The organism is Goodfellowiella coeruleoviolacea (assembly GCF_024171785.1).
Taxonomy (GTDB): Bacteria; Actinomycetota; Actinomycetes; order Mycobacteriales; family Pseudonocardiaceae; genus Goodfellowiella; species Goodfellowiella coeruleoviolacea.
Genome location: NZ_JAMTCK010000004.1, coordinates 399,989 through 424,416 on the forward strand (window position 1 = coordinate 399,989; position 24,428 = coordinate 424,416).

Consider the following 24,428-nt stretch of genomic DNA (forward strand, 5'->3'; position numbering starts at 1 on the left):
GGGGCGGTGCGGTTGACCTGCTGGGGTGTGCCGCGTTCAGCGGGTGAGCAGGGAGCTGGCCTCCTGCGCCGCCGAACCCGCGTCGAGCAGGTGGGCCAGGTTCTCCGGGAGCTGCTCGCCGCGCCGCCGCACGGCCTGCGCGTACAGCCGCCCGGCCCGGTAGGAGGAGCGCACCAGCGGTCCGGCCATCACGCCGGTGAAGCCGATCTCCTCGGCCGCCTTGGCGTGCTCGACGAACTCCTCCGGCTTGACCCAGCGGTCCACCGGGTGGTGCCGGACGCTCGGCCGCAGGTACTGGGTGATGGTGATGATCTCGCAGCCGGCCGCGTGCAGGTCCCGCAGCGCCGCCACCACCTCGGCCGGCTCCTCGCCCATGCCCAGGATCAGGTTGGACTTGGTCACCAGCCCGGCCTCGCGGGCCCGGGTGATGACCTCCAGCGAACGCTCGTAGCGGAAGCCCGGCCGGATGCGCTTGAACACCCTCGGCACGGTCTCCAGGTTGTGCGCCAGCACCTCCGGCCGCGACCCGAAGACCTCGGCCAGCTGGTCGGGGTCGGCGTTGAAGTCGGGGATCAGCAGCTCCACGCCGGTGCCCGGGTTGAGCTGGTGGATCTGCCGGACGGTCTCGGCGTACAGCCAGGCGCCGCCGTCGGGCAGGTCGTCCCTGGCCACCCCGGTCACCGTGGAGTACCGCAGCCCCATGGCCTGCACGGACTCGGCGACCCGGCGCGGCTCCTCCCGGTCGAACTCGGCCGGCTTGCCCGTGTCGATCTGGCAGAAGTCGCAGCGGCGGGTGCACTGGTCGCCACCGATGAGGAAGGTCGCCTCGCGGTCCTCCCAACACTCGTAGATGTTGGGGCACCCGGCCTCCTCACAGACCGTGTGCAGACCCTCCCGGCGGACCAGGCCCTTGAGTTCCCGGTACTCGGGGCCCATCTTGGCGCGGGTCTTGATCCACGAAGGCTTCTTCTCGATGGGCGTCTGGCTGTTGCGGACTTCCAGCCGCAACAGCTTCCGGCCCTCTGGTGCGACGGTCACCGACCCACCCTACGCCCCGCCCCACGGAACCCGCCATCAGCGGCGGCACGCGCGACCACCAGCGCATTCAACATCACAAAGCGTTGCCGACCCCTGGGGTGCGGGCAAGTCGGGGCGGGGCGGCCGCGGGCTGCCACCGGGCCGTCCCCAACCCGCCGAACGGGCCCGTCCGGACCGCGGCTAGGCGGGGTCCGGGGTGACACCGGTCAGGTCGGCGGTCAGCTCCCACAGCCGGGCCGCCGCGTGGTCGTCCGTGGCCGCCGAGGACATGGCGACCCGCTTGGGATAGCCGCGCACCTCGCCGAACCCGTCCGGCCCGTAGTACTCGCCGCCCCGCACCCCCGGTGCGGTGGCCGCGTACAGCTGGGGGAGCGCGCCCTGCCGCACCGGCTGGGCCACCAGCGAGCTGATCACCCGGCTGGCCTGCTCCAACAGGCCGCTGCGGTGGTTGCGGCCCATGCTCGGGGCCAGCTCGCTGGCGGCGAAACCCGGGTGCGCGGCCACGCTGACCAGGGACAGGCCGGCCGCCCTCGCCCGGCGGTCCAGTTCCCGCGTGAACAGCAGGTTGGCCAGCTTGGACTGGCCGTAGGCCTGCCAGCCGCGGTAGCGCCTGGTCTCGAAGTTGGGGTCGGCCAGGTCCAGCCGACCGAACCGGTGTGCCTGGCTGGACACGGCCACCACCCGCGCGGCCCCGGTCGCCGAGTTGCGCAGCGCCGGCATGAGCAGCCAGGTGAGCGCGGCGTGCCCCAGGTGGTTGACGCCGAACTGCGTCTCGAAGCCGTCCTTGGTGCGGCCGAGCGGCGGGGCCATCACCCCGGCGTTGTTGATCAGGACGTCCAGGGCGTCGCCGGTGCGGTCCCGGACCTCCGCCGCGGCCGACCGCACCGAGGCGAGGTCGGCCAGATCGAGCTGGACGAACTCGGCCCGACCGCCGCCCGCGCCGACCCGCTCGACGGCCCGCCGGCCGCGCTCCGCGGACCGGCAGGCCAGCAGCACCCTGGCGCCCTTGCTGGCCAGCACCATCGCACTGCGCAGCCCCAGACCCGAGTTCGCGCCGGTGATGAGCACGGTGCGGCCGGACTGGTCGGGCAGCGCGGCCTCGGTCCACTTCGTCATGCCGACACAAGTACTCGCCACCGGGTGGCGCGCGCCACTCCGTCGGGTTACCGCTCGACCGCGGAAACCGGCTCGGGCCGCACCGACCGTGTCGACCTGCGGCGAGCCACCGTGTGCGTGGGCGCCGAGCGCAGGAGTGTGATGAACGCCGCTCCGATGGCGGCGGTCTGGGCGGCCGGCTCGGTCAGTTCGGCCATGCCCGAGGCCAGGGCGACCATCCGCTGTTCCCGTTCGGCCGCGGCCCGCAGCGCCGGTCGGGTGGTGTCCAGGTGGGCGTCGAGCACCGCCCGCAGCACCGGCTGCGCCTCGGCGGTGGCCAGCCAGGCCCGACCCACCGCGTCACCGCGGTCGCCGTCCGGCGAGCGCTCGGCCTCGGCCAGTGCCACCCCCACCCGCCCGGTGAGCTGCTGCATCCACTTGTGGTGCAGGGCCAGCACCAGTTCCTCGGTGCTGCCGAACACCTCGGCCGGCCCGGCGCTGTCCTGGTCAGCGCTGTCCTGGTGGGCGCTGCGGTGGTGGGCGCTGCGGTGGTTGGGGCTGTGGTGGTTGGGGCTGTGCTGGTCAGCGCTGGTCTGGGCGACGAGGTCCCGGGCGGGGCTGGTGCTGGTGCCGGTCAGCGGGGCGGCCGGATCTGCCTCGGCCCTGGCGAGCACGGTGTCGAGCGCCTTGCGCCGTCGGTAGTGGTCGGTCCAGCTCACGGAGCGTTCCTCCCTAGATCGTGACCCAGGGCGTACTCGCGGTTTGCGGCATACCCTCGGTACGTACCCCTGGTGGCGAACATACCACCGGTACGTACTGTCGGTATGTCGTAACGTTGTGAACGTGGTGACAGTGCGGTCAAGGCGCCTGGAGTACTCGGAAACGACCAGGCAGGCGCTGGTGAACAGTGCGGTGGAACTGTTCACCAGGTACGGCTATGCGGACACCTCGCTGGACGAGGTCGCCAAGCGGGCCCGGGTCACCAAGGGCGCGCTCTACCACCACTTCAGCGGCAAGCGGGGACTGTTCGAGGCGGCCTTCGCCGAGGTCGAGACCAAGGTGATGGGCCGGCTCGGCGAGATCGTGCGCGGTCCGGGAGACCCGTGGGAGTCGGCCATCGCCGGGCTGCGCGCCTACGTGGAGGTCTGCCTGGAACCCGCCTACCAGCGCATCGTGGTGCACGAGGGCCCGGTGGTGCTTGGCTGGGAGCGCTGGCGCCAGGCCGAGGAGGGCTTCAGCTTCGGCGTGCTCCGCTCGGCGGTGGAGAACCTGGTGGTCAGCGGTGAACTCGACGACCTGCCGGTGGAGATCACCACCAGGCTGCTGTTCGGCGCGCTGTCCTCGGCCGCGACCGTCATCGCCACCTCGCCCGACCCGCGCAAGGCCAGCGCCGACGTCACCCGGTCGATCGACCGCGTGGTGGAGGGCCTGCGCCGCCGTCCCACCCCGGATCCGACCGACAACCGCTAGGCCCGGGCCGGCGCGGGATCGGGAGCCTGCTGGAACTCCCGTGCCCAGAAGTTGCCCAGAAGTGGAAGTGGGATTTCGATGCCCCGTAGTGGGGCTTGGTTGTTCCGTTGTGGAACCTGCATGCCCCACATAGGACTCCCGGCACTCCACTCTGGAGCTATGGCGCTCCGATGGGAGGCTTTGGGTGGCCGCACTGGATTGCGCGAACCCCGGAGGGGAACGCTGGTGTTCCGAACTGGAACGGCTGTGTCCCTGGCAGTTCGGAGTCGCCGCCGTGCGAGGTGGACCGCCGCCGATCCGCCGTCAGTGGACCGCCACCGTCCCGTGTTCTCCGTCGAACTGCCGTTGACCGGGTGCGGGTCGTTGACGAGCCACGTCGGAGGGCTGTCTACCGGCTCCTGGTGCGAGTGAACTGCTGGTGATCCGGAGTGGAGCGTTGCCGCTCCAGAACGGTTGCCGGCCAATCCGGATCGGGCCTGTGCGGTGCTTGTCCCGGCCGGTCGCGATCCAGGGTGGGGCAACGCGGTTTCCCGGTTGGGGCGGTTCCCTGGTTGGAGCGGTTCCCTGGTTGGGGCGGTGCCCCGGTTGGGTTCGGTGGTGCCGAGGGCGACTGCCGCGGTGCCGAGGGTGACTGCCGCGTGCGGCGGGGCACCTAGTCCGCTGCTGGTTTCGCCAGGGTGGTGCCGAGGGTGCGCAGTCCCTCGATCACCAGGTCAGCGGTTGGCGCCTGGTCCGGCGCGACCATCCACTGCACGAGCAACCCGGACAGCAGGGTCATGTGCACCGCGCCCACGGCGGCGCGCGTGCTCTCGTCGTCCCGGTCGGTGGTGGGGGACATGTCGGCGAGGCCGGTGCGCGCCGCCACCTGGCCGGCGGCCAGCTGGGTGCGCAGGTCGGGTGAGTGGGCCGCCTGGGCGAGTGCCTCGATGTTGGTCGCCCACATCGCCCGCTTGTCCACAAAGGACTCGGTGAGTGCGGTGAGGAAGGTGCGCAGCCGTGCGGCCGGGTCGGGGTCGGTGCGGACCGCGTTGAGGATCTCGCCGACGGCCTCGCTGGCCGACTCCAGCAGGGCCTGGTTGAGCAGGGCGTCCTTGGTGCCGAAGTGGTAGTTGATCGCGGCCAGGTTCGCCCCGGTCACCGCCACGATGTCCCGCACGGTGGTGCGCGCGTAACCGCGCTCGGCCAGGCAGCGCTTGGCGCCGTTCAGCAACTCCTCCCGCGTTCCCACGGCGGCACCCTACCACCACTGCTGACGAGCGTTTCATACCTCCGTATCTAACGATCGTTTGAAACAGCTGTTAGCGTGCTGGCTATGACCGTGACCTCCGGCAACACCCGCGCCGGACGCCGTGAGTGGAGCGCCCTGGCCGTGCTGCTGCTGCCGGTCCTGCTGGTGTCGATGGACGTGAGCGTGCTGTACCTGGCGCTGCCCGCGCTGAGCGCCGCACTCGCGCCCAGCGCCACCGAGCTGATGTGGATCACCGACATCTACTCGTTCCTGCTGGCCGGACTGCTGATCACGATGGGGGCCCTCGGCGACCGGATCGGTCGGCGCCGGCTGCTGCTGGTCGGTGCCGGCGCGTTCGGGCTGGCCTCGGTACTCGCCGCCGCCTCGGTGAACCCGCCGATGCTGATCGCGGCCAGGGCGCTGCTCGGCGCGGCCGGAGCCACCCTGATGCCGGCCACCCTGGCCCTGGTCCGCCACCTGTTCGGGGACGCGCGGCAGCGGAGCACCGCGATCGCCATCGTCACCGGCGGGTTCGCCGCCGGCGCCGCGCTCGGGCCGCTGCTCGGCGGCGCCCTGCTGCAGCACTTCTGGTGGGGGGCGGCGTTCCTGGTCAACGTGCCGGTCATGGCCGTGCTGGTGGTGCTCGGCCCGCTGCTGCTGCCCGAGTCGCGGGGCAGCGCGCACGCCCGGGTGGACCTGCTGAGCGCGGCGCTGTCGCTGGGCGCCGTGCTCCCCGTGGTCTACGGCATCAAGGTGCTGGCCACGCACGGCCTCGGCGGACCGCCCGTGCTGGCCATCGGGATCGGGGTGGTGCTCGGCGGGGTGTTCGCGCGCCGACAGCGCCGGCTCACCGAACCCCTGATCGACCTCGCGCTGTTCACCGCCCCGGCGTTCAGCGCGGCGGTCGGCACCAACCTGCTCGCCGCGTTCGGCATGGTCGGGTCGGCGCTGTTCACCGGGCAGCACCTGCAACTGGTGACCGGGATGAGCCCGCTGGCGGCCGGGCTGTGCCTGCTGCCCGGCGCTGCCTCGGCCGTGGCCGGCGCGTGGGTGGTGGCGGCGCTGGCTTCCCGGACGCGGCCCGCGGTGGTGGTCTGCGCGGGCCTGGCCGCCGCCGCGGCCGGCTTCGCCGTGCTGGCCCGGCTGACCGTTGACTCGGGCGGCTGGCTCATCGTGTCCGGCGGTGTCCTGCTGGGCATCGGCCTGGCCACCACCCTGGCCACCACCGCCGACCTGATCATCGCCACCGCGCCGGTCGAGCGGGCCGGAGCAGCCGGGGGCCTGATCGAGACCAGCGAGAAGCTGGGAGCCGCGTGCGGCGCCGCGATCCTCGGCGCGGTCCACGCGGCGATCTACCGGGCGGACCTCACCGCCGCCGCCCCGGCCGGGCTGGCCCAGGCTGACACGGCGGCCGCGCGGGCCACCCTGGCCGCCGCGCTCGACGTGGCCGCGCGGCTGCCCGAGCCGGTCGGGGCCGCCCTGCGCGCCGCGGCCCAGCAGGCGTTCGTCGCGGGCGTGCGCGCCGCCATGCTCACCTGCCTCGCCCTCGTCGTGGCCGCCGCGGTCGCCGCCGCCGTGCTGCTGGGCCGCACCGGTCGCGCCACCGGGACCGGGCCGGGCACGCCGGCCGACGCCCCAGCCAGTTGACGCCCCAGCCAGTTGACGCCCCAGCCAGTTGACGCCCCGGCCGGCTGACAGCCCCGGCCGGCTGACAGCCCCCGGGTTCACCAGGTTCACCGACACAGGAGAAGAGCCAGCAGTGTCAACACCTCTCGCCCTCACCCACGTCACCGTGATCGACGCGACCGGCGCGCCGGCGCGGCCGGACATGACCGTCGTCGTCCGGGACGGGCGCGTCCACACCGTTGGCCGGGCCAGCGAGGTCGGGGTGCCCGACGACGCCGCCGAGGTCGACCTGACCGGGAAGTTCCTCATCCCCGGGCTGGCCGACATGCACCTGCACACCGATGCCGTCGAACGCGTCTACCTGCCGCTCTACCTGGTCAACGGGGTCACCACGGTGCGTCAGATGGCCGGGCAGGCCCACCACCACGAGTGGCGCCGCCGGATCACCGAGGGCAGCCTGCTCGGGCCCCGGCTGGTGATCGCCAGCAAGATGATCGACGGCCGGCCCTCGCTGTGGGGTGAGCGGGGCGTGGCCGGGGTGCCGTTCGTCGCGGTGGGCACCGAGGCCGAGGCGCGCCAGGCGGTCCGCGACGCCAAGGCGGAGGGCGCCGACTTCGTCAAGGTCTACTCCCGGTTGCGCCGGCACGTCTACCGGGCCCTCGCCGACGAGGCGCACCGGCTGGACCTGCCCTTCGCCGGGCACATCCCCGACGACGTCCCGGTCGTCGAGGTCGCCCAGGCCGGCCAGGCCAGCATCGAGCACGTGCACGCGCTGTTCCCGGCCACGGCCAGGAACCCGGCCGAGCACCTCGACGCGCTGGCCAGGACCACCATCGCCGCCGGCGACTACAGCGGCTGGTTCCACCAGGTCAACCGCGTCGAGTGGGCGGCGGCGCACAGCTACAGCCCGTTCACCGCGGACCGGGTGTTCCGCCAGCTGGTCGCCAACGGGGTCGCGTACACGCCCACGCTGACCATGCACCGCATGCTCGACCTGCCCCACCTCGGCTCGCTCGCCGACGACCGGCTGAAGTACCTGCCGGCCAGCCTGCCGGGCATCTGGGAGTGGGTGCACGACGAGCTGTACACCCGGGGCCGCACCGCCGAGGAGGCGGCCCAGCGCGCCGTGCTGTTCCAGCGGCGGCTCGCCATCACCAAGGCGATGGACGAGGCCGGGGTGCGGCTGCTGGCCGGCACCGACAACCCGACGATCTTCGGCTTCCACGGCTTCGACCTGCACACCGAACTGGCCCTGTGCGTGGCCGCCGGGCTCACGCCCATGCGGGCCCTGCAGACCGCCACCCTGGAGCCGGCGCGCTTCCTGGGCACCCAGCACGTCCAGGGCACCGTCGAGCCGGGCAAGTACGCGGACCTGGTGGTGCTCGACGCCGACCCGCTGGCCGACATCGGCAACACCACGCGCATCCACGCGGTCGTCGTCGCCGGGCAGCTGATCGACTCGGCGCGGCGGCAGCGGATGCTCGCCGACATCCAGGCCGCGGCCGCCGAGGCCGGTGGCGCGGACGCGGCACCCGGGAGCCGCTGACGGACCGTTCCCAGTGGACGGTCCGAAGTGGACCTGGCGCGCACCGGTGGCGGCGGCCCCGCCGGTCCGCACCGGGGTCCGACCGGCTTCGGTGGTCCCGGCCGGGTGGGGATCGTAGATTGGGCCGGTGAAACTCAGGGTCTTCACCGAGCCCCAGCAGGGGGCCAGCTACGACGATCTGCTCCGCATGGCGCGCTGTGCGGAGGACGCCGGCTACGACGCGTTCTTCCGGTCCGACCACTACCTGAAGATGGGGTCGGTGAGCGGGCTGCCCGGCCCGACCGACGCGTGGACCACCCTGGCCGGGTTGGCCAGGGAAACCTCGCGGATCCGCCTCGGCACCTTGATGACCGCGGCGACCTTCCGCCACCCGGGCCCGCTGGCGATCAGCGTGGCCCAGGTCGACCAGATGTCCGGCGGCCGGGTGGAGTTCGGCTTCGGCAGCGGGTGGTACGAGGAGGAGCACCAGGCCTACGGGCTTCCGTTCCCCGCGCTGGGTGAGCGCTTCGAGCGCTACGCCGAGCAGCTGGAGATCATCACCGGGCTGTGGGAGACCCCGGTCGGCAAGACCTTCTCCTTCACCGGCAAGCACTACCAGCTCACCGACTCGCCGGCGCTGCCGAAGCCGGCGCAGAGCCCTCGGCCGCCGGTGCTGATCGGTGGGCACGGGCTCAAGCGCACGCCGGCGCTGGCGGCGCGGTTCGCCGACGAGTTCAACCTGCCGTTCAGCTCGCTGGACTCGGCGCTGGCCCAGTTCGAGCGGGTCGAGCGGGCCTGCCAGGAGATCAACCGCGACCCCGCCGAGATCGTCCGCTCGGTCGCCCTGGTGATCTGCGTGGGCCGGGACGAGGCCGAGGTGGCCAGGCGGGCCGGGGCGATCGGCCGGGAGGTCGACGAGCTGCGGACCAACGGCCTGGCCGGCACCCCGGCCGAGGTGGTCGACAAGCTCGGCACCTGGCGCGAGCGCACCGGCATCGCCCGGGTCTACCTGCAGGCGCTCGACCTGTCCGACCTGGACCACGTCGAGCTGATTGCCGCCGAGGTGGCCCCGCAGCTGGGCTGAGGCGGGGTGGCCGCCCCACCCGGCGGCGTCACCGCAGCTGGCCGGCGATGTCGGCCGAGGCGGTGAGCAGCACCAGGGTGGGGATCAGTGCCGCGGGGCGGATGCGGTAGCTGCCCCGCTTGTCCTGCTCCACCACGCCGGCGCTGGTCAGCGACTTGAGGTGGTGGTAGAGCTGGCCCGGCGAGCCCAGTCCGGCGGCGGCCTGCAGTGCCGCCGCCGGCTGCGGTCCCTCGGTGGCCAGCAGCCGCACCACGGTCACCCGCACCTGGTGGCCGAGCGCGGCCAGCACGTCGATGCGGGGAAGATCCGGCAGCGCGAGCACCGCGCCCGGCTCCACGCTGATCCGCCACTCCAGCTCGTAGGGGTGGCGCACCTGACCCTGGTAGCCGAGCTGGCCGAGCGGCTCGTCCGGCAGCCCGGCGGGCCGCTGCTGCTGGCCGTCGGCCGGTTCTCGGCGGCCCTCCAGCGCGGCCACCCGGCGCTCCAACTCCGCGACCCGGCCGGCCAGGTCCGGCTGATCGGCTGTCTCCTCGGTCATGGGCCAAGCATGCCCGGCGCGGCCCACCCGCCGTAGCCACCGCCCCGCTGGCTGGTCGGCTGGTCCGCGCCGCGGGCCTGGCCGCGCCGGCTCAGCCGGTGAGGGCGGTGGCGAGGCGGTCCAGCCAGGCCGGGTCGGCCAGGGCGTGCTGGATCAGCAGGGCCAGGGGCATGGCGTCGGCCTGGGTGTCCTGGTCGATGCCGTCGACCAGGACCACGCCCACGCCGACGCGCCCGTCCGCCCAGCGCACGCTGTAGGCGAGGTTGAGCACGCCGGGCAGGGAGCCGCCCTTGAAGCCGATGCCGAGCACCCCGGGCGGCAGTGGGCCGTTCTCCCGCGCCTGGCGTTCCAGGTGGTCCCGGGCGACGGGCACGGCCCCGTGCGGGGTGAACGAACCGCTGGCCAGGGCCGAGTGGATGGCGGCGAGGTCGCGGGCGCTGCCCTTGCCGTGTTGCCGGGCCCAGGGGAGCTGGCCGGTGTAGTCGGGGACCTGGGACACCCGTTCGGTGAGTTCGCGCTGCAGGTCGGGGTCGGACATGGCCTGCCTGGCCAGCCGGTCGCCGACGGCCCGGCGGACGCTGGCCGGGGCGCCTGGCCGGGGAGCGCGCTCGGGCAGGATCAGCAGGATCACCTCGCCGAGCAGGGACCGCAGGTCGGGGTCGCGCCATCCGGCGCGGTGCGCCGCCCGCCGCAGCACGGGGTCGCCGAGCAGGTCGCGCAGGTAGTCGGTGGCGGCGTTGTCGCTGTAGGTGATCATGGCGTGCGCCAGCTGGTCCACGCTGACCCGGTGCTCGGGGTCGGTGGCGACGACCCCGTTGTTCGGCACGCCCAGGGCGGCCAGCGCGTGGCCGTGCGCGCCGCCGTCGAAGCCCGGGTAGTACGCCTCCCAGTCGCCCACGCGCACCTGCTGGTCCGGGTCGAGCCGGCCCTCGGTGACGGCGGTGGCGTAGCCGGCCAGGTGCACCACCTTGATGGTGGAGGCGAGCACGTGGTCGGCGGTGGCCCGGTGGGCGATCCGGCCGCCGGAGCCGTTGTCGACCACCACGGCCGCGTGGTCGCGGTGCCGCCGCAGCCAGTCCAGCCAGCCCTGCTCGGTGCCGGTGTCCGGCGCCGGTGGTGCGGCGGCGGCGACCGGGGCGTGGCCGAGCAGGGTGGGACCGAGCAGGGTGGCCGATCCGGCGGCGGCCGTGGCCGCGAGCAGGCGGCGTCGGGACAGGCGCATGGCTCCACTCCTCCAGTAGAACGGATTTCCGGAATACTAGAGGAGTGGAGGGTGGTCCGGGTTCGGTTCGGCGGCGTCAGTTCCGCAGCGCGAAGGTGACGCCGGGGCTGCTCGGCTCCGGCCGGTCCAGCCAGCGGTCGGTCACCGGCAGGTGGCCGTCCAGCGCCGCCAGCACGGCCTCGGTGGCCAGGGGCAGCACCTCGGCCACGGACACGTCGCGGCCCAGCTCAGCCGACAGCGAGGTCACGCCGGCGTCCCGGATGCCGCACGGCACGATCCGGTCGAACTGGGTCAGGTCGGCGTCGCAGTTGATCTCGAACCCGTGCATGGTCACGCCACGCTGCACGCGGATGCCGATCGCCGCGATCTTGCGCTCGACGCCGTGGTCGTCGGCGGGCAGCCACACCCCGCTGCGCCCCTCGACCCGCCCGGTCTTCACCCCGAGCTGGTCGCACACGGCGATCAGGGCCTCTTCCAGCCGGCGCACGTAGTTGACCACGTCCACCGGTTCGGCCAGCCCGATGATGGGGTAGCCGACCAGCTGGCCGGGGCCGTGCCAGGTGATCTTGCCGCCCCGGTCCACGTCGATGACCGGGGTGCCGTCGGTGGGTCGCTCGTCGTCGCTGGTCCGGCGGCCGGCCGTGTACACGGCCGGGTGTTCCAGCAGCAGCAGGGTGTCCGGGCCGTCCCCGTCCGCCCGCGCCCGCACCAGTTCCCGTTGCAGGTCCCAGGCGGCGCGGTAGTCGATGGTGCCAAGACGGCGCACGTCAACAGGGGTGTCAGCGGCACGGCAGGAGGAGTCAGCGGTCACGGCTCGACCCTACGCTCCTGCTCCACATCGGCACGGCCGCGGCGGTGTCACGCCCGGCACAGATCAGCTCCCGGCACAGGTCAGCTCCTGGCACAGGTCAGCTCCTGGCACAGGTCAGCGCCGCGGGGGTTGCCCCGGACGCGGCTCCGCCTGCCCCGACCGGTCCCCGCCCGACTCGACCCGCCCCGTCCCGCTCGGAACCGACTGGGGCTGACCCGACCGGGACTGGCCCGACTGGGTCTGGCCGACCGGGAGCAGCCCCAGGGCGGTCGCGGCCAGCAGTCCGACACCGACCACCCCGAGCGTGGCACCCACCACATCGGTCGGCCAGTGCATGCCCAGCACGACCCGGCTGACCGCGACCACCACCACGGCCAGGCCGGCCAGCAGCACCGCCACCCGCAGCCAGCGCCGGGCCAGCCAGGCGGTCAGCACCACGGCGGTCACCGCGACCGCGGTCGTGGCCGTGGTGTGGCCACTGGGGTAGGCCCACACCGGGAAGCTGATCGGCCGGGTGCGCTGGAAGCCGTAGCGGGTCAGCATCACCAGCCCCCAACAGCTGCCGAGCAGCACCCCGGCCCGCACCAGCAGGCCGGCCAGCCGGGGCCGGCCACCGCGCAGCGCCCGCAGCGCCGCCACGGCCAGCAGGAACAGGCCCAGCCAGGCCAGGCCCGGACTGAGCACCAGGCTGACCGGGGCCGCCGCCGCGCGCACCACGCCGGGCAGCCCGCCGGCCAGTTCGGCGACCACCACGTCGATCCGGGGCGCCCGGTCGTCCACGGCCAGGCCCAGCACGACGAAGGCCGCCACCAGGACCAGGCCGAGCGCGCCAACCAGCAGGCGGCTCACCTCAGGTCCCGACCAGCTCGGCGAGCGCGGCGGCCAGGGCCGGGTGCTGGAACTGGAAGCCGTGGTGCTGCAGCGCCGCCGGCACGGCCCGCTGGCCGACCAGCACCCCCTCGTCGGCGAACTCACCCAGGGCCAGCCGCAGCACGGGCGCGGGCACCACCCACGGGGCCGGCCGGTGCAGCGCCCGGCTCATCGCCCTGGTGAACTCGGCGTTGGTGACCGGTGCCGGCGCGGTCAGGTTGACCGGACCGGCCACCCCCGGCTGTTCCAGCACGAACCGGATCGCCCCGATCTCGTCGTCCAGCGAGATCCACGGGAAGTACTGCGCGCCGCTGCCCAGCCGGCCGCCGAGCAGCGCGCCGAACAGCGGCCGGAGCCGGCCGAGCAGCCCGCCGGCCGGGCCGAGCACCAGGCCGGTGCGCAGCAGCACCACGCGCACGCCGGCGGCGGCCGCCGCACCGGTCGCGGCCTCCCACTCGCGGACCAGGTCGGCGAGGAAACCCCGGCCGGCCGGGAACCGCTCGTCCACCACCTCGTCGCCGGTGTCGCCGTAGTAGCCCACGGCCGAGGCGTTCACCAGCGTGGGCACCCCGTGCTCGACCACGGCCGCGGCCAGCACCTCGGTGGGCACCGTGCGGCTGTCCAGCAGCAGCTGCTTGCGGGCCTGGGTCCAGCGCCGGTCGCCGACACCCGCGCCGCACAGGTTGACCACGGCCCGCGCCCTGTCCAGCGCGCCCGGCTGGATGCGCCCGGCCGGCGGGTCCCAGCCGCGTTCGTCAGGCGCGTGCGGCCGGCGTCTGACCAGCCGGACGACCTCGTGCCCAGCCGACCGCAACAGCGGAACCAGACTGGAGCCGATCTGCCCGGACGACCCGGCCACCACCACGCGCATACCTTGATCGTGCGGCATCCGGCCGGAAAATGCACTGGTGGCCGTGGTGGCTGGCCCGAAAAGACCAGGGGCCCGCCACGTGGTCCGCGGCAGGCCCCCACCGGTCTTCGAGCCGCGCGTGGCGGCCCCGGTTCACCGGGAAGCGGTCACATCACAGGCCCAGGTCGGCCTCGAACGCGCCCTCCTCCAGCCGGTTCTTGATCGTGGTGAGGAAGCGGCCCGCGTCCGCGCCGTCCACCAGCCGGTGGTCGTAGGTCAGCGGCAGGTAGACCATGGAGCGGATGGCGATGGTGTCGTCGCCGTTCTCGTCGGTCACCACCACCGGGCGCTTCTTCACGATGCCCGCGCCCAGGATGCCCACCTGCGGCTGCACGATGATCGGCGTGTCGAACAGTGCGCCGTTGCTGCCCAGGTTGGTCAGCGAGAACGTGCCGCCGGCCAGCTCGTCCGGGGTGACCTTGTTCGCCCGCGCCCTGGCGGCCAGGTCGGCGATCTTGTGCGCCAGGCCGGCCAGGTTGAGGTCGCCGGCGTTGTGGATCACCGCGTTGAGCAGGCCGCGCTCGGTGTCGATGGCGATGCCCAGGTGCTCGGCCGCGTGGTAGGTGACCTCCTGGGCCTCCTCGTTGATCGACGCGTTGAGCTTGGGGTGCTGCTTGAGCGCCTCCACCGTGGCCTTGGCGAAGAACGGCAGGAAGGTCAGCTTCACGCCTTCCCGCTGCTCGAAGGCGGCCTTGGCGCGCTGGCGCAGCCGGGCGATCTTGGTGACGTCCACCTCGATCACCTGGGTCAGCTGCGCGGACACGGCCAGCGACTCGCGGGTGCGCTTGGCCACGATCTGGCGCAGGCGCGGCATCTTCTCGGTCTTGCCGCGCAGCGCCTTGGCCTCGGCCGAGGGCTCCACCGACGGTGCGGCGGGCCGCTGCGCCGCGGCGGGGGCCGGGGCGGCCGGCGCGGGCGCCTTCTTGGCCTCGACCGCGGCGAGCACGTCCTGCTTGCGGATCCGACCGCCCACGCCGGTGCCCTTGAGCGTGGCCAGGTCGATGCCGTGCTCCGCGGCCAGCTTGCGCACCAGCGGGGTCACGTACGGGCCCTCACCCTCGGCGGCCTTGGCCTGCGGTGCGGCCGGCGCCTGGGCGGCCGGAGCCGGGGCAGCCGGAGCCGGGGCAGCCGGGGCGGCGGGCGCCGGGGCGGGCGCGGGCTGCGCCGGTGCGGCCGGGGCCTGCGCGGCCGGAGCCGGGGCGGCCGGAGCCGGGGCAGCCGGGGCGGCGGGCGCCGGGGCGGGCGCGGCCGAGGCGTCGCCGATCACGGCCAGCTGGCCGCCGACCTCCACGGTGGCGTCCTCGTCCGCGGTGATCTCCAGCAGGGTGCCGGCCACCGGCGAGGGGATCTCGGTGTCGACCTTGTCGGTGGACACCTCCAGCAGCGGCTCGTCCACCTCGACGGTGTCGCCGACCTGCTTGAGCCACCGGGTGACGGTGCCCTCGGTGACGCTCTCACCCAGCGCGGGCATGGTCACCGGGGTGCCGCTGGCCGCGCCGGTCGAGGGCGCGGCGGCCGGGGCGGGCTGGGCTGGGGCGGGCTGGGCCGGCTGCTCGGGCGCGGAGGCCTGCGGCTGCTCGGCCGCGGCCTGGGCGCCGCCGCCACCCGCCGGGGCAGCGCCGCCGCCGGGCTCGTCACCGATGACGGCGAGTTCTCCACCCACCTCGACGGTGTCGTCCTCCTGGGCGACGATGCGCTGCAGGTACCCCGCCGCGGGCGAGGGGATCTCGGTGTCGACCTTGTCGGTGGACACTTCGAGCAGCGGCTCGTCCACCTCGACCCGGTCACCTTCCTGCTTCAACCACCGGGTGACGGTGCCCTCGGTCACGCTCTCGCCGAGTGCCGGCATCTGGACGGAGAAGGCCATCGTTCGCTGACTCCTCAGTACTTATCGCTCGCTTGGCTGACTTGGTGCCGACGTCAGCCGTGCACGTGCAGGGGCTTGCCGGCCAGGGCGAGGTGCGCCTCGCCAAGCGCTTCGGACTGTGTTGGGTGGGCGTGGATCAACGGTGCCACGTCCTCTGGGAACGCCTCCCAGTTGTAGATCAACTGTGCCTCGCCGATCAGCTCGCCAACGCGCTCGCCGACCAGGTGCACACCGACAACCGGGCCGTCTGGCGCCTTGACCAGCTTGACCCCGCCGGCGGTCTTGAGAATCTGGCTCTTGCCGTTGCCGGCAAGGCTGTAGACGTAGGTCTCGGCCGCCCCGTACTTCTCCTTGGCGGCTGCCTCGGTCAGGCCGACCGAGGCGACCTCGGGCTTGCAGTAGGTGATCCGCGGGATGCCCGCCTCGTCGATCACCTTCGGGTTCAGGCCGGCGATCTCCTCGGCCACGAAGATGCCCTGCTGGAACCCGCGGTGCGCGAGCTGCAGGCCAGGCACCAGGTCGCCCACGGCGTACACGCCGGGCAGGTTGGTGCGCAGCCGCTCGTCGGTGATGACGAACCCGCGCTCGATGCGGACCCCGGCCTCCTCGTAGCCGTGGCCGGCGCTGTTGGGGCCCCGGCCCACCGCGACCAGCAGCACGTCCGCGTCCAGCTGCTCGCCGGACTCCAGCGAGACGGTCACGCCGCTGTCGGTCTGGGTGGCGCCGGTGAACCGCACCCCGGTCTTGTAGGCGATGCCGCGCCGCCGGAACGCCCGCTCCAGCTGCTTGGACGCCCACTCGTCCTCGTTGGGCACCAGCCTGGGCAGGGCCTCCACAATGGTCACCTCGGCGCCGAAGGACCGCCACACGCTGGCGAACTCCACGCCGATGACCCCGCCGCCGAGCACGACCACCTTCTCGGGCACGAAGTCCAGGGTCAGCGCCTGGTCGCTGGTGATGATCCGGCCGCCGATCTCCAGACCGGGCAGGCTGCGCGCGTAGGAACCGGTGGCCAGCACCACGTTCTTGCCGATGTAGCGGTCGCCGTCGACCTCGACCACGTTGGGCGCCACGAACGTGCCGGTGCCCGCCACCGTGGTCACCTTGTTGGCCTTGAACAGGCCCTGGATGCCCTTGTACAGGCCGGCGACCACACCGTCCTTGTAGGACTGGACCCCGGCGATGTCGATGCCCTCCAGGGAACTCTTCACCCCGAACTGGTCGCCCTCGCGCGCGGTGTCCGCGACCTCGGCGGCGTGCAGCAGCGCCTTGGTCGGGATGCAGCCGCGGTGCAGGCAGGTGCCGCCGAGCTTGTCCTTCTCCACCAGGACGACGGACAGGCCCAGCTCGGCCGCGCGAAAGGCGCAGGCGTAGCCGCCCGAGCCGCCGCCGAGGATGACCAGGTCGGCGGAGGTGTCGGTCACGAGTCTCTCCTAGTGGGAGGCATCGATTGGTTCACGTGTTTCGGGCCGTTCACGCCGGTGGACGCGTGGCCAGCTGCCATCTTGTCACCACAAGTGGTGAGCTGGCGAAGCGGGCCGGGACGTCCGTACTCCTGACCACCGGGTAATACCCCTACCGGTACGGGCTGAACACGGGGAGTGGTCGAGCTGGCACGATCGAAACAGCCGAGACGAGGAGGAGCCAGGTGGGGCTGTTTGATCGTTTTCGCAGGAAGCAGCGGCCGGGCCAGCTGCGTTCGGCCACCTCGCACGACACCACGCACCTGGAGCAGTGGACCGCGGCCAGGCGGGGGGTGGAGGCGTTCGTCGAGCCGCGCACCACGGTGACGGAAACCACTGTGGTGCTCGTCGCCCACGACGGGGAGTGGACCAGACGCCGGATCGACGGCCCGGACGCGGCCCGCCGGCTTGGCCACAAGCTGGGCATTCCCGTCTACGACGTGGGCCTGGTCGGCTACCCGCAGCGGATGCGCGACTACACCGCGCGCAAACGCGCGGCCGAGCGGCGCGAGCGGGGCAAGGACACCGTCTGAGACGCCCCGCGCGCGCCGCGGCCGAGCCGGCGGACCGGGTGGGTCAGCCGTTGGCGGCGATGTCGGCGAGCACCGCCGCGATGGTGCGCAGCGGGACGCCGGTGCCGCCCTTGGTCACGTACCCCCAGGGGCCGCCGGTGTTGAACGCGGGACCGGCGATGTCGATGTGCGCCCACGGCACGCCGTCGGCCACGAACTCGCGCAGGAAGCAGCCGGCCACCAGCATGCCGCCCCAGCGGTGCCCGGTGACGTTGGCCAGGTCGGCGATGCGCGAGTCCAGGTCGGCGCGCAGCTCCTCGGGCAGCGGCATGGCCCAGGCGCTCTCCCCGACGGAGCGGCCCAGCTCGGCGACCCGGTCGCGGAACTCGTCGCTGCCCATCACACCGGACGTGCGGGTGCCGAGCGCGACCTGCTGCGCACCGGTCAGCGTGGAGGTCTCGACCAGGTAGTCGGGCTGGTCCTCGCAGGCCCTGGCGATGGCGTCGGCCAGGATGAGCCGGCCCTCGGCGTCGGTGTTGAGCACCTCGACGGTGGTGCCGTTGTACATGGTCAGCACGTCGCCGGGCCGGTAGGCGGTGCCGGAGGGCATGTTCTCCGCCATCGGCACGGTGGCCACCACCTCCACCGGCAGCTTCAGCTTCGCGGCCAGCACGACCGCGCCGACCACGGCCGCGGCGCCGGCCATGTCCGAGGTCATCTCGTCCATCTTGGCGGCCGGCTTGATCGAGATGCCGCCGGTGTCGAAGGTGATGCCCTTGCCGACCAGCGCGATCCGCTTGCGCGCCTTGGCCGGCCGGTAGGCCAGCCGGACCAGGCGCGGCGGGCGGCTGGACCCGCCGCCCACGCCCAGGATGCCGCCGTAGCCGCCCTTGCGCAGGGCCTTCTCGTCCAGCACCTCGACGTCCAGCCCGGCGGCGCGGCCCAGTTCGGCGGCGCGCTCGGCGAACGAGGCGGGGAACAGGTCGTTGGGCGGGGTGTTCACCAGGTCGCGCACGGCGAACACGGCGGCGGCGGTCTCGGTCGCGGTCTTCAGCGCGGCCTTGTGCTCCTTCGCGCTGCCCTCGGCCGGGCTGACCAGCTCGATCCGCTCCGGCGCCGCGTTGTTCCCGGCCGCCGACCTGTACCGGGTGAACGTGTAGCCGCCCAGGACCAGGCCCTCGGCCGCGGCCTGCAGGTGGGTGCTGGACAGGGTGCTGATCACCCGGCTGCGGCCACCGAGCGCGCGGGCCGCCGCGCCCGAGGCCCGGCGCACCTGGTCAGCCGAGCTGGCCGCGTCGGCGGCCGGCTTGCCCAGGCCCACCGCGACGACCAGCGGCGCGGCCAGCGCGCCCGCGCTGGGCAGCTTCACGACCTCCTCGGCCCGCCCGGTGGCGCCGAGGGTGTCGAGCAGGTCGCGCAACCGACCCTCGAACGCGGCGTCCACGGCCGCGGCGCCGTCGGCGAGCACGAGTCCGTCCTCGCCCTGGACAGTGCCGATCACCACCGCGTCAGCGGAACGCCTGGCTATCTCGTTGTCGGTGAGGGCCAACTTGGGCACGGACACGTGGGCTCCCTGGTGTTGAGTTGTCACTGCCTGGAGTTGCCGGTGCCGTCGGCGAACGTTCACCCGCCGGTTTTTGCGCCGGCAACACTGCGATGTGCACGCATGCTAGGGCGAGCGCGTCACCCGGACCCGAGGTGGCCCGCTGGTCACCCTCGGCGACGGCACCGTCGCCGCTGGGCCAAGTGGGTCAAAAATCCGGCGGGTTCCGTGCGAACGGCGGGCTGGGAGTACCTGCGGCAGGGGGAATCTGAAACTGTGGTGGCTGTGACGCACTCACCGCACCGGGGCTCACGCGCGTCCGGAACCGTGGTGCTCGGCCTCGCCGCGATGCTCGGCGCCGGTGTCTTCACCGGCCTGGCCCCCGCTTCCGGGTACGCCGGCCCCTGGTTGCTCGCCGCCCTGCCGCTGGCCGCCATCACCGCGCTGTGCTGCGCGTTCTCCACCGCCGACCAGGCCAGGGCCTACCCGGCCGCCGCCGCCGGCTACGGGTTCGCCCGCGAGCAGCTGGGCCCGTGGCCGGCGCGCATCGCGGGCAGCGCCCACCTGCTGTCCCGGGTGGCGGTGATGGCCGCGCTGGCCGGCACGTTCGGCCGCTACCTGTTACCCGGGCAGCCGCTGCTGGCCGGGGTGGCCGTGCTGGTCGCGGTCACCGTGCTGACCGGGCTCGGCGTGCGGTTCACCACGGCGGCCAGCGCGCTGGTGGTGGGGTTCGTGCTGGTGGTGCTCGCGCTGGTGGTCGCGGCCTGCTTCGCGCTGCCCGCCCCGCCGGCCACCGGGGTGGCGCCGCTGGGTGAGCCGGCCGCCGGCGGCGGCGACGGCCTGGTCGGCGCGGCCGGGCTGACGTTCCTCGCGTTCGCCGGGATCGAGCGGATCGCCGCGCCCACCCCGCCCGACCCCCGGCACCCGGCCCGCCGGCTGCGCCTGGCCGTGCCGGTCGTGGTCGGGGTGGTGCTGCTGGTGTGCCTGGCGGTGGGCGCGGCCGTGCTGCGCCAGCTCGGCCCGCAGCGGCTGGCCCTGTCGCCGGCGCCGCTGCACGACGCCATGGTGGCCGCGGACGCGGCCTGGCTGGCCCGGCTGGTCGACCTCGGCGCCGGGGTGGCCGCGGCGGCGGCCCTGTTCGTGGTGCTCGGCAACACCCGGCGGACGGTGCGGGCCATGGCCGAGGCCGGTGACCTGCCGCTGCGGCTGGGCCGGGTGTGCGGCGCGGACCGGACCGGCCGGCGTGCCGCCGCCAGCCGCTGGGCGGCGACGGTCTGCTGCGGCGCGGCCGGGGTGCTCGGCCTGGGCCTGCTGCCGCCGGCCACCGCCGTGGGCGTGGCCGCGTGCGCCCTGCTGTTCTCGCACGCGTTCACCAACGCCTCGGCCCGCATCCTGCTGCAGGAGGAGCGCGGCTGGCCGATGCGCTCGGCCTGCCTGGGCCTGGCGCTGAGCGTGCTGCTGGCCATGAGCCTGCCCGTGGACAGCCTGCTGATCACCGGCGTCGGCCTGGCCGCCGGCACCGCGCTGACCGGCCTGATCGCCGCGGGCAACGCGCGGCGGGGCGGTCAGCCCAGCGCGAACGCCACCACGGCCAGCACGGCCGCCAGCACGCCGACCCACACCGTCAGCTGAGTGCTCGGCCGCCGGGGCACCAGCGCCCGGTACCGATTCAGCCACCAGACACCGAAGCAGAGGCAGGCGACTCCGCCGACTACCACCCCGGCCACACCCATCAGCCCGTAGGCGTCCAACAGGAGCAGGCCGGCGGCCAGGGGCAGTGCGGCGGACAGGACGAACACCCGGACGTCGTTGCCGGTGTCCTTGCGCGGCACGGCGACCGGGCTTCGGGACGAGTCGTGGCTCACGATCACCGATGGTAGGAGAAGCCGGGCGCGCTGTGACCACTTCGCGCGGATCGCCCGGCCAGCCGGCCCGTTCCGCGTTCCCACCAACCCCGGCCTGGCGATTCTCAGCCGTGCGGCCACGAGATACCGTGCACTTATGACGTCAGCGTTGCCTTTCTCCCGGACCCCCCACCCCCAACCGGCGACCCCGGAGCGGGTAGCGGAGGTACTGGCCAAGCCGGGCTTCGGGCAGCACTTCACCGATCACATGGTGACGATCCGCTGGAACTCGGTGAACGGCTGGCACGACGCGCGCGTCGAGCCCTACCACACGCTTGAACTGGAGCCGGCGGCCACGGTGCTGCACTACGGTCAGGCGATCTTCGAGGGGCTCAAGGCCTACCGCCAACCCGATGGCTCCATCGCCTCGTTCCGACCGGACGCGAACGCGGCGCGGTTCCGCGCCTCGGCGCGCCGCATCGCCATGCCCGAACTGCCCGACGAGATCTTCCTCGCCTCGCTGCGCGAACTGGTCGCGGTGGACGAGCGGTGGGTGCCCACCCAGCCGGACGAGTCGCTGTACCTGCGGCCGTTCATGATCTCCACCGAGGCCACGCTGGGCGTGAACCGGCCCGCCAACCACTACCTCTACGTCCTGATCGCCTCGCCGGCCGGCTCCTACTTCTCCGGTGGGGTCAAGCCGGTGAGCGTGTGGCTGTCCACCGAGTACGTGCGCGCCGCGCCGGGCGGCACGGGCGCGGCCAAGTTCGCCGGCAACTACGCGGCGTCGTTCCTGGCCCAGGCGCAGGCCGTGGAGCAGGGCTGCGACCAGGTGGTGTGGCTGGACGCGGTGGAGCGGCGCTGGGTCGAGGAGATGGGCGGCATGAACCTGTTCTTCGTCCTCGGCTCGGGTGAGAACGCCCGCGTGGTGACCCCGGAGCTGAGCGGGTCGCTGCTGCCGGGCATCACCCGCGAGTCGCTGCTCACCCTGGCCCGCGACCACGGGTACGCGGTGGAGGAGCGGCGGTTCTCCACCGAGGAGTGGGCGAAGAAGGCCGACAGCGGTGAGCTGACCGAGGTGTTCGCCTGCGGCACCGCCGCGGTGATCACCCCCGTCGGCCGGGTCAAGGGCGCCGACCAGGAGTTCCTCGTCGCCGACGGCCAGCCCGGCCCGATCACCATGCGGCTGCGCGAGGCGCTGACCAACATCCAGCGCGGCACGGCCGAGGACGGGCACGGCTGGATGCGGCGCCTGAACTGAGCGGGCGGCGGGGCGGGCTCGCCGGCCGGTCGGCTCAGCCGGCGAGCCCACCCACCACCAGCACCGCGGTGCCGGCCAGTTCGGCGGCACCGCCCAGCACGTCACCGGTGATCCCGCCGAACCGGCGGCGCGCGTGCCAGGTGAACACCACCACCACGGCGGCGGCCAGCAGCACCCCGGCCGGCGCCAGCCACGGCCGGTCCGGCACGGCCAGCACGCCGGCCCCGGCCAGGCCGACCGCCCACAGCACGGGCACGGCCGGCGGCTGCGAGGAGGCCACCAGCGCGCCGAGGCCGTCCGGCCGCGCGGCCGGCACACCCCGCCGGCAGCACCAGGTGAACGCGGCCCGGCCGCAGGCCAGCGCCAGCACCACCACGCCCAGCCGGTGCGCTTCGAGCAGCTGGCCGAGGCTGGCGGCCTGCACCCCGAGCACCACCACCAGGGTGACCACCGCGAACGGGCCGGCGCCGCCGTCCTTCATCACCGCCAGCGCGCGCTCCGGCGGCCCGTAGCAGCCCAGGCCGTCGGCGGTGTCGGCCAGCCCGTCCAGGTGCATGCCCCGGGTGGCCAGCGCCAACAGCCCGACCACCAGCAGCCCGGCGACCAGCCCGGCGCAGCCGAGCGCCCCGAGCAGCCACAGCCCGGCCGCGGCCAGGCCGCCCAGCAGCGCGCCGACCAGCGGGCTGGTCGCGATCGCCCAGCGGCCCGCGGCCGCGTCCACCCCGGTGACCCGCACCGGCAGCACGGTCAGCCAGGACACCGCCAGCAGCAGGCCCCGCACGCCCATCAGCCGGTCGTGCTGATGCCGTCCCCGGTGCCGGTCGGGGCCGGCGGGGGCGGGGTGTCAGGGCCGCTGACGCCGGCCTCGTCGAAGGTGGCCATCTCGCCCAGCACCCGGGCGGCCAGCACCAGCAGCGGCAGCGCGGCCAGCGCGCCGGAGCCCTCGCCCAGCCGCATCCCCAGGTCCAGCAGCGGGGTCAGGTCCAGGTGCTCCAGCACGAGCGCGTGCGCCGGCTCGGGGGAGCGGTGCCCGGCCACCCACCACTGCCGGGCGCCCGGCGCCAGCTCCTCGGCCACGACCGCGGCGGCCCCGACGACCACGCCGTCCAGCAGCACGGGGGTGCGCCGGACAGCGGCCTGGGCCAGGAACCCGGCGGTGGCGGCCAGGTCGGCGCCGGCCGCGGTGCGCAGCAGCGCCACCGGGTCGTTGGCGACCTTGCGGGCCCGGCGCAGCGCGTCGCGGATCACCGCCACCTTGCGCATCCAGCCGTTGTCGTCGACGCCGGTGCCCCGGCCCACCACGGCCACGGGCTCGGCCGAGGTGAGCGCGGCGACCAGCACCGCGGCCGGGGTGGTGTTGCCGATGCCCATGTCGCCGGCGATCAGCAGGTCGGCCCCGCCGTCCACCTCCTCGTCGGCCACGGCCCGGCCGGCGGCGATGGCCGCCTCGACCTCCTGCTGGGTGAGCGCGTCCGCCCGGTCGATCAGGCCGGAGCCGCGCCGCACCTTGTGCGCGCTGATCTGCTCGGGGGTGTCGGCGGCCACGGCCATGTCCACCACGCGCACGGTCGCGCCCGCCACGGACGCGGCCACGTTCACGGCGGCGCCGCCGGTGAGGAAGTTGGTCACCATCTGCCCGGTGACCGCGCTGGGGTAGGCGGACACGCCCTGGGCGGCCACGCCGTGGTCGCCGGCGAACACCACCACCCGGGCGCGGGTGAACGGCCGAGGCGGGCAGGCGCCCTGGCAGGCGGCCAGCCACACGCCCAGCTCCTCGAGGCGGCCGAGCGAGCCCGCCGGCTTGGTCAGCGTCTGGTGCCTGGCCACCGCCTGGCGGCGGGCTGTCTCGTCCGGGGGTACGACGGGCGGGAACTCCACGTCCGGCGTGGCGGTCACAGGGTCTCCTCGGGTCGCGGGCGGGCGCGGACCGCACTGGCGCGCGGGCCGACAGCGGCGGCCAGTGGTCAGCGCAGGCGCAGTGGAATGCCGGCGACCAGCAGCAGCACCTCGTCGCACACCTCGGCCAGGCGTGCGTTGAGCGAGCCGAGCTGGTCCCGGAAGAGCCTGCCAGACCGGGTCGCGGGCACCACGCCCAGTCCGACCTCGGCGGAGACCAGCACCAGCCGCGCCGGGCACGCGGCCACCGAGCTGACCAGCGCGGTGCACTGGTCGCGCACCTCGGCCAGGCTGTCCGGGGCGGGCGCGTCCCAGGCCGAGGCGTCGTCGAGCACCCCGGTCAGCCAGGTCGCCACGTCGTCCACCAGCACCGGCGGCCCGTCCGGGCGGGTGCGGTCCAGCAGCGCGGGCAGGTCACCGGGGCGGGGTGCCTCCCTGGTCCGCCACGTCACCGGCCGGCGGGCCACGTGCGCGGCGATCCGCGCGGCCCACTCGGCGTCCCCGGGCACCGTGCGCGCGGTGGCCACGTAGTCCACGGCCGCCTCGGCCGGCACCAGGCCCTCGGCGTGCGCCGACTTGCCGGATCGCGCGCCACCGAGCACGAGTGTCCGCCGGGTCACATCCG

Annotated in this window: 23 protein-coding genes; 7 read left to right on the top strand and 16 right to left on the bottom strand. The window is 74.1% G+C overall.

What is annotated here, in order from left to right; genetic code table 11:
* Nucleotides 1-36: 36 nt before the first annotated feature.
* The 3 genes from lipA to LX83_RS10635 form a co-directional block, all read right to left on the bottom strand.
* Complete coding sequence (gene lipA / locus LX83_RS10625; protein ID WP_253769841.1) at nt 37-1,038, bottom strand: lipoyl synthase; 1,002 nt, start codon at nt 1,036-1,038, stop codon at nt 37-39.
* 180 nt (nt 1,039-1,218) lie between these two features.
* Complete coding sequence (locus LX83_RS10630; protein WP_253769843.1) at nt 1,219-2,154, bottom strand: oxidoreductase; 936 nt, start codon at nt 2,152-2,154, stop codon at nt 1,219-1,221.
* A 47-nt stretch (nt 2,155-2,201) separates the two neighbouring features.
* The gene (locus tag LX83_RS10635; RefSeq protein WP_253769845.1) at nt 2,202-2,852 is read right to left on the bottom strand and encodes a hypothetical protein; all 651 of its coding nucleotides are present in this window, start codon (nt 2,850-2,852) and stop codon (nt 2,202-2,204) included.
* Nucleotides 2,853-2,985: 133 nt separating this feature from the next.
* On the opposite strand from LX83_RS10635, the gene LX83_RS10640 reads away from it, so the two are divergent.
* The gene (locus LX83_RS10640; protein ID WP_253769847.1) at nt 2,986-3,603 is read left to right on the top strand and encodes a TetR/AcrR family transcriptional regulator; all 618 of its coding nucleotides are present in this window, start codon (nt 2,986-2,988) and stop codon (nt 3,601-3,603) included.
* 652 nt (nt 3,604-4,255) lie between these two features.
* On the opposite strand, the gene LX83_RS10645 is transcribed toward LX83_RS10640, so the two are convergent.
* Nucleotides 4,256-4,831, bottom strand: coding sequence for a TetR/AcrR family transcriptional regulator (locus LX83_RS10645; RefSeq protein WP_253769849.1), 576 nt, complete (start codon nt 4,829-4,831; stop codon nt 4,256-4,258).
* 84 nt (nt 4,832-4,915) lie between these two features.
* Between LX83_RS10645 and LX83_RS10650 the strand changes: the two genes are divergently transcribed.
* From LX83_RS10650 to LX83_RS10660, 3 genes are all read left to right on the top strand, one after another.
* Complete coding sequence (locus LX83_RS10650) at nt 4,916-6,478, top strand: MFS transporter (protein WP_253769851.1); 1,563 nt, start codon at nt 4,916-4,918, stop codon at nt 6,476-6,478.
* 112 nt (nt 6,479-6,590) lie between these two features.
* A complete protein-coding gene (locus LX83_RS10655) occupies nt 6,591-8,003 on the top strand; it encodes an amidohydrolase family protein (protein WP_253769853.1) in 1,413 nt (470 codons plus the stop codon).
* Between the two features lie 127 nt (nt 8,004-8,130).
* Nucleotides 8,131-9,066, top strand: coding sequence for an LLM class F420-dependent oxidoreductase (locus LX83_RS10660; RefSeq protein WP_253769855.1), 936 nt, complete (start codon nt 8,131-8,133; stop codon nt 9,064-9,066).
* A gap of 28 nt (nt 9,067-9,094) precedes the next feature.
* Here LX83_RS10660 and LX83_RS10665 read toward each other — a convergent pair whose 3' ends face one another.
* The 7 genes from LX83_RS10665 to lpdA form a co-directional block, all read right to left on the bottom strand.
* On the bottom strand, nt 9,095-9,604 hold the full coding sequence (locus tag LX83_RS10665) for a helix-turn-helix domain-containing protein (RefSeq protein ID WP_253769857.1): 510 nt from the start codon (nt 9,602-9,604) through the stop codon (nt 9,095-9,097).
* 91 nt (nt 9,605-9,695) lie between these two features.
* Nucleotides 9,696-10,826 carry a serine hydrolase gene (locus LX83_RS10670; RefSeq protein ID WP_253769859.1) on the bottom strand — a complete coding sequence of 377 codons (1,131 nt, stop codon included), beginning with the start codon at nt 10,824-10,826 and terminating at the stop codon, nt 9,696-9,698.
* 76 nt (nt 10,827-10,902) lie between these two features.
* The gene (lipB, locus tag LX83_RS10675) at nt 10,903-11,637 is read right to left on the bottom strand and encodes a lipoyl(octanoyl) transferase LipB (RefSeq protein ID WP_253769861.1); all 735 of its coding nucleotides are present in this window, start codon (nt 11,635-11,637) and stop codon (nt 10,903-10,905) included.
* A gap of 114 nt (nt 11,638-11,751) precedes the next feature.
* Nucleotides 11,752-12,486 carry a phosphatase PAP2 family protein gene (locus tag LX83_RS10680; protein WP_253769864.1) on the bottom strand — a complete coding sequence of 245 codons (735 nt, stop codon included), beginning with the start codon at nt 12,484-12,486 and terminating at the stop codon, nt 11,752-11,754.
* 1 nt (nt 12,487) lies between these two features.
* Nucleotides 12,488-13,378 (bottom strand): TIGR01777 family oxidoreductase, encoded by an 891-nt coding sequence (locus tag LX83_RS10685; protein ID WP_253769866.1) that lies wholly within the window; start codon nt 13,376-13,378, stop codon nt 12,488-12,490.
* Nucleotides 13,379-13,529: 151 nt separating this feature from the next.
* Nucleotides 13,530-15,284: a 2-oxoglutarate dehydrogenase, E2 component, dihydrolipoamide succinyltransferase gene (gene sucB / locus LX83_RS10690; RefSeq protein ID WP_253769868.1), complete on the bottom strand. Its 1,755-nt coding sequence runs from the start codon at nt 15,282-15,284 to the stop codon at nt 13,530-13,532.
* 53 nt (nt 15,285-15,337) lie between these two features.
* Complete coding sequence (lpdA, locus tag LX83_RS10695) at nt 15,338-16,708, bottom strand: dihydrolipoyl dehydrogenase (RefSeq protein WP_253769870.1); 1,371 nt, start codon at nt 16,706-16,708, stop codon at nt 15,338-15,340.
* A 224-nt stretch (nt 16,709-16,932) separates the two neighbouring features.
* Here lpdA and LX83_RS10700 point away from each other — a divergent pair, with 224 nt between their 5' ends.
* Nucleotides 16,933-17,280 carry an oxidoreductase gene (locus tag LX83_RS10700; RefSeq protein WP_253769871.1) on the top strand — a complete coding sequence of 116 codons (348 nt, stop codon included), beginning with the start codon at nt 16,933-16,935 and terminating at the stop codon, nt 17,278-17,280.
* Nucleotides 17,281-17,323: 43 nt separating this feature from the next.
* Here the strand turns inward: LX83_RS10700 and LX83_RS10705 are convergent, their stop codons facing one another.
* Nucleotides 17,324-18,823 carry a leucyl aminopeptidase gene (locus LX83_RS10705; protein WP_253769873.1) on the bottom strand — a complete coding sequence of 500 codons (1,500 nt, stop codon included), beginning with the start codon at nt 18,821-18,823 and terminating at the stop codon, nt 17,324-17,326.
* Nucleotides 18,824-19,087: 264 nt separating this feature from the next.
* On the opposite strand from LX83_RS10705, the gene LX83_RS10710 reads away from it, so the two are divergent.
* Entirely contained in the window at nt 19,088-20,434 is a 1,347-nt protein-coding gene (locus LX83_RS10710) for an amino acid permease (protein ID WP_253769875.1), read from the top strand.
* Here LX83_RS10710 and LX83_RS10715 read toward each other — a convergent pair.
* Nucleotides 20,368-20,667, bottom strand: coding sequence for a hypothetical protein (locus LX83_RS10715; RefSeq protein ID WP_253769877.1), 300 nt, complete (start codon nt 20,665-20,667; stop codon nt 20,368-20,370). The genes LX83_RS10710 and LX83_RS10715 overlap by 67 nt on opposite strands.
* 136 nt (nt 20,668-20,803) lie before the next feature.
* On the opposite strand from LX83_RS10715, the gene LX83_RS10720 reads away from it, so the two are divergent.
* The gene (locus tag LX83_RS10720; RefSeq protein ID WP_253769879.1) at nt 20,804-21,907 is read left to right on the top strand and encodes a branched-chain amino acid aminotransferase; all 1,104 of its coding nucleotides are present in this window, start codon (nt 20,804-20,806) and stop codon (nt 21,905-21,907) included.
* 34 nt (nt 21,908-21,941) lie between these two features.
* Here the strand turns inward: LX83_RS10720 and LX83_RS10725 are convergent, their stop codons facing one another.
* The 3 genes from LX83_RS10725 to cobU all read right to left on the bottom strand — a co-directional run bounded on the left by LX83_RS10725 (nt 21,942) and on the right by cobU (nt 24,423).
* The gene (locus LX83_RS10725; protein WP_253769881.1) at nt 21,942-22,694 is read right to left on the bottom strand and encodes an adenosylcobinamide-GDP ribazoletransferase; all 753 of its coding nucleotides are present in this window, start codon (nt 22,692-22,694) and stop codon (nt 21,942-21,944) included.
* Nucleotides 22,694-23,803, bottom strand: a complete 1,110-nt coding sequence (gene cobT, locus LX83_RS10730; RefSeq protein ID WP_253769883.1) for a nicotinate-nucleotide--dimethylbenzimidazole phosphoribosyltransferase — start codon at nt 23,801-23,803, stop codon at nt 22,694-22,696. The genes LX83_RS10725 and cobT overlap by 1 nt, the downstream gene beginning before the upstream one ends.
* A gap of 68 nt (nt 23,804-23,871) precedes the next feature.
* Nucleotides 23,872-24,423, bottom strand: coding sequence for a bifunctional adenosylcobinamide kinase/adenosylcobinamide-phosphate guanylyltransferase (cobU, locus tag LX83_RS10735; protein ID WP_253769884.1), 552 nt, complete (start codon nt 24,421-24,423; stop codon nt 23,872-23,874).
* Nucleotides 24,424-24,428 lie beyond the last annotated feature (5 nt).

Excerpts from the sequence above, each read along its gene's own strand:
- sucB (WP_253769868.1), bottom strand. The coding sequence starts at position 15,284 with ATGGCCTTCTCCGTCCAGATGCCGGCACTCGGCGAGAGCGTGACCGAG.
- LX83_RS10670 (WP_253769859.1), bottom strand. The coding sequence starts at position 10,826 with ATGCGCCTGTCCCGACGCCGCCTGCTCGCGGCCACGGCCGCCGCCGGA.
- LX83_RS10685 (WP_253769866.1), bottom strand. The coding sequence starts at position 13,378 with ATGCGCGTGGTGGTGGCCGGGTCGTCCGGGCAGATCGGCTCCAGTCTG.
- LX83_RS10650 (WP_253769851.1), top strand. The coding sequence starts at position 4,916 with ATGACCGTGACCTCCGGCAACACCCGCGCCGGACGCCGTGAGTGGAGC.
- LX83_RS10720 (WP_253769879.1), top strand. The coding sequence starts at position 20,804 with ATGACGTCAGCGTTGCCTTTCTCCCGGACCCCCCACCCCCAACCGGCG.
- LX83_RS10630 (WP_253769843.1), bottom strand. The coding sequence starts at position 2,154 with ATGACGAAGTGGACCGAGGCCGCGCTGCCCGACCAGTCCGGCCGCACC.
- LX83_RS10665 (WP_253769857.1), bottom strand. The coding sequence starts at position 9,604 with ATGACCGAGGAGACAGCCGATCAGCCGGACCTGGCCGGCCGGGTCGCG.
- LX83_RS10725 (WP_253769881.1), bottom strand. The coding sequence starts at position 22,694 with ATGGGCGTGCGGGGCCTGCTGCTGGCGGTGTCCTGGCTGACCGTGCTG.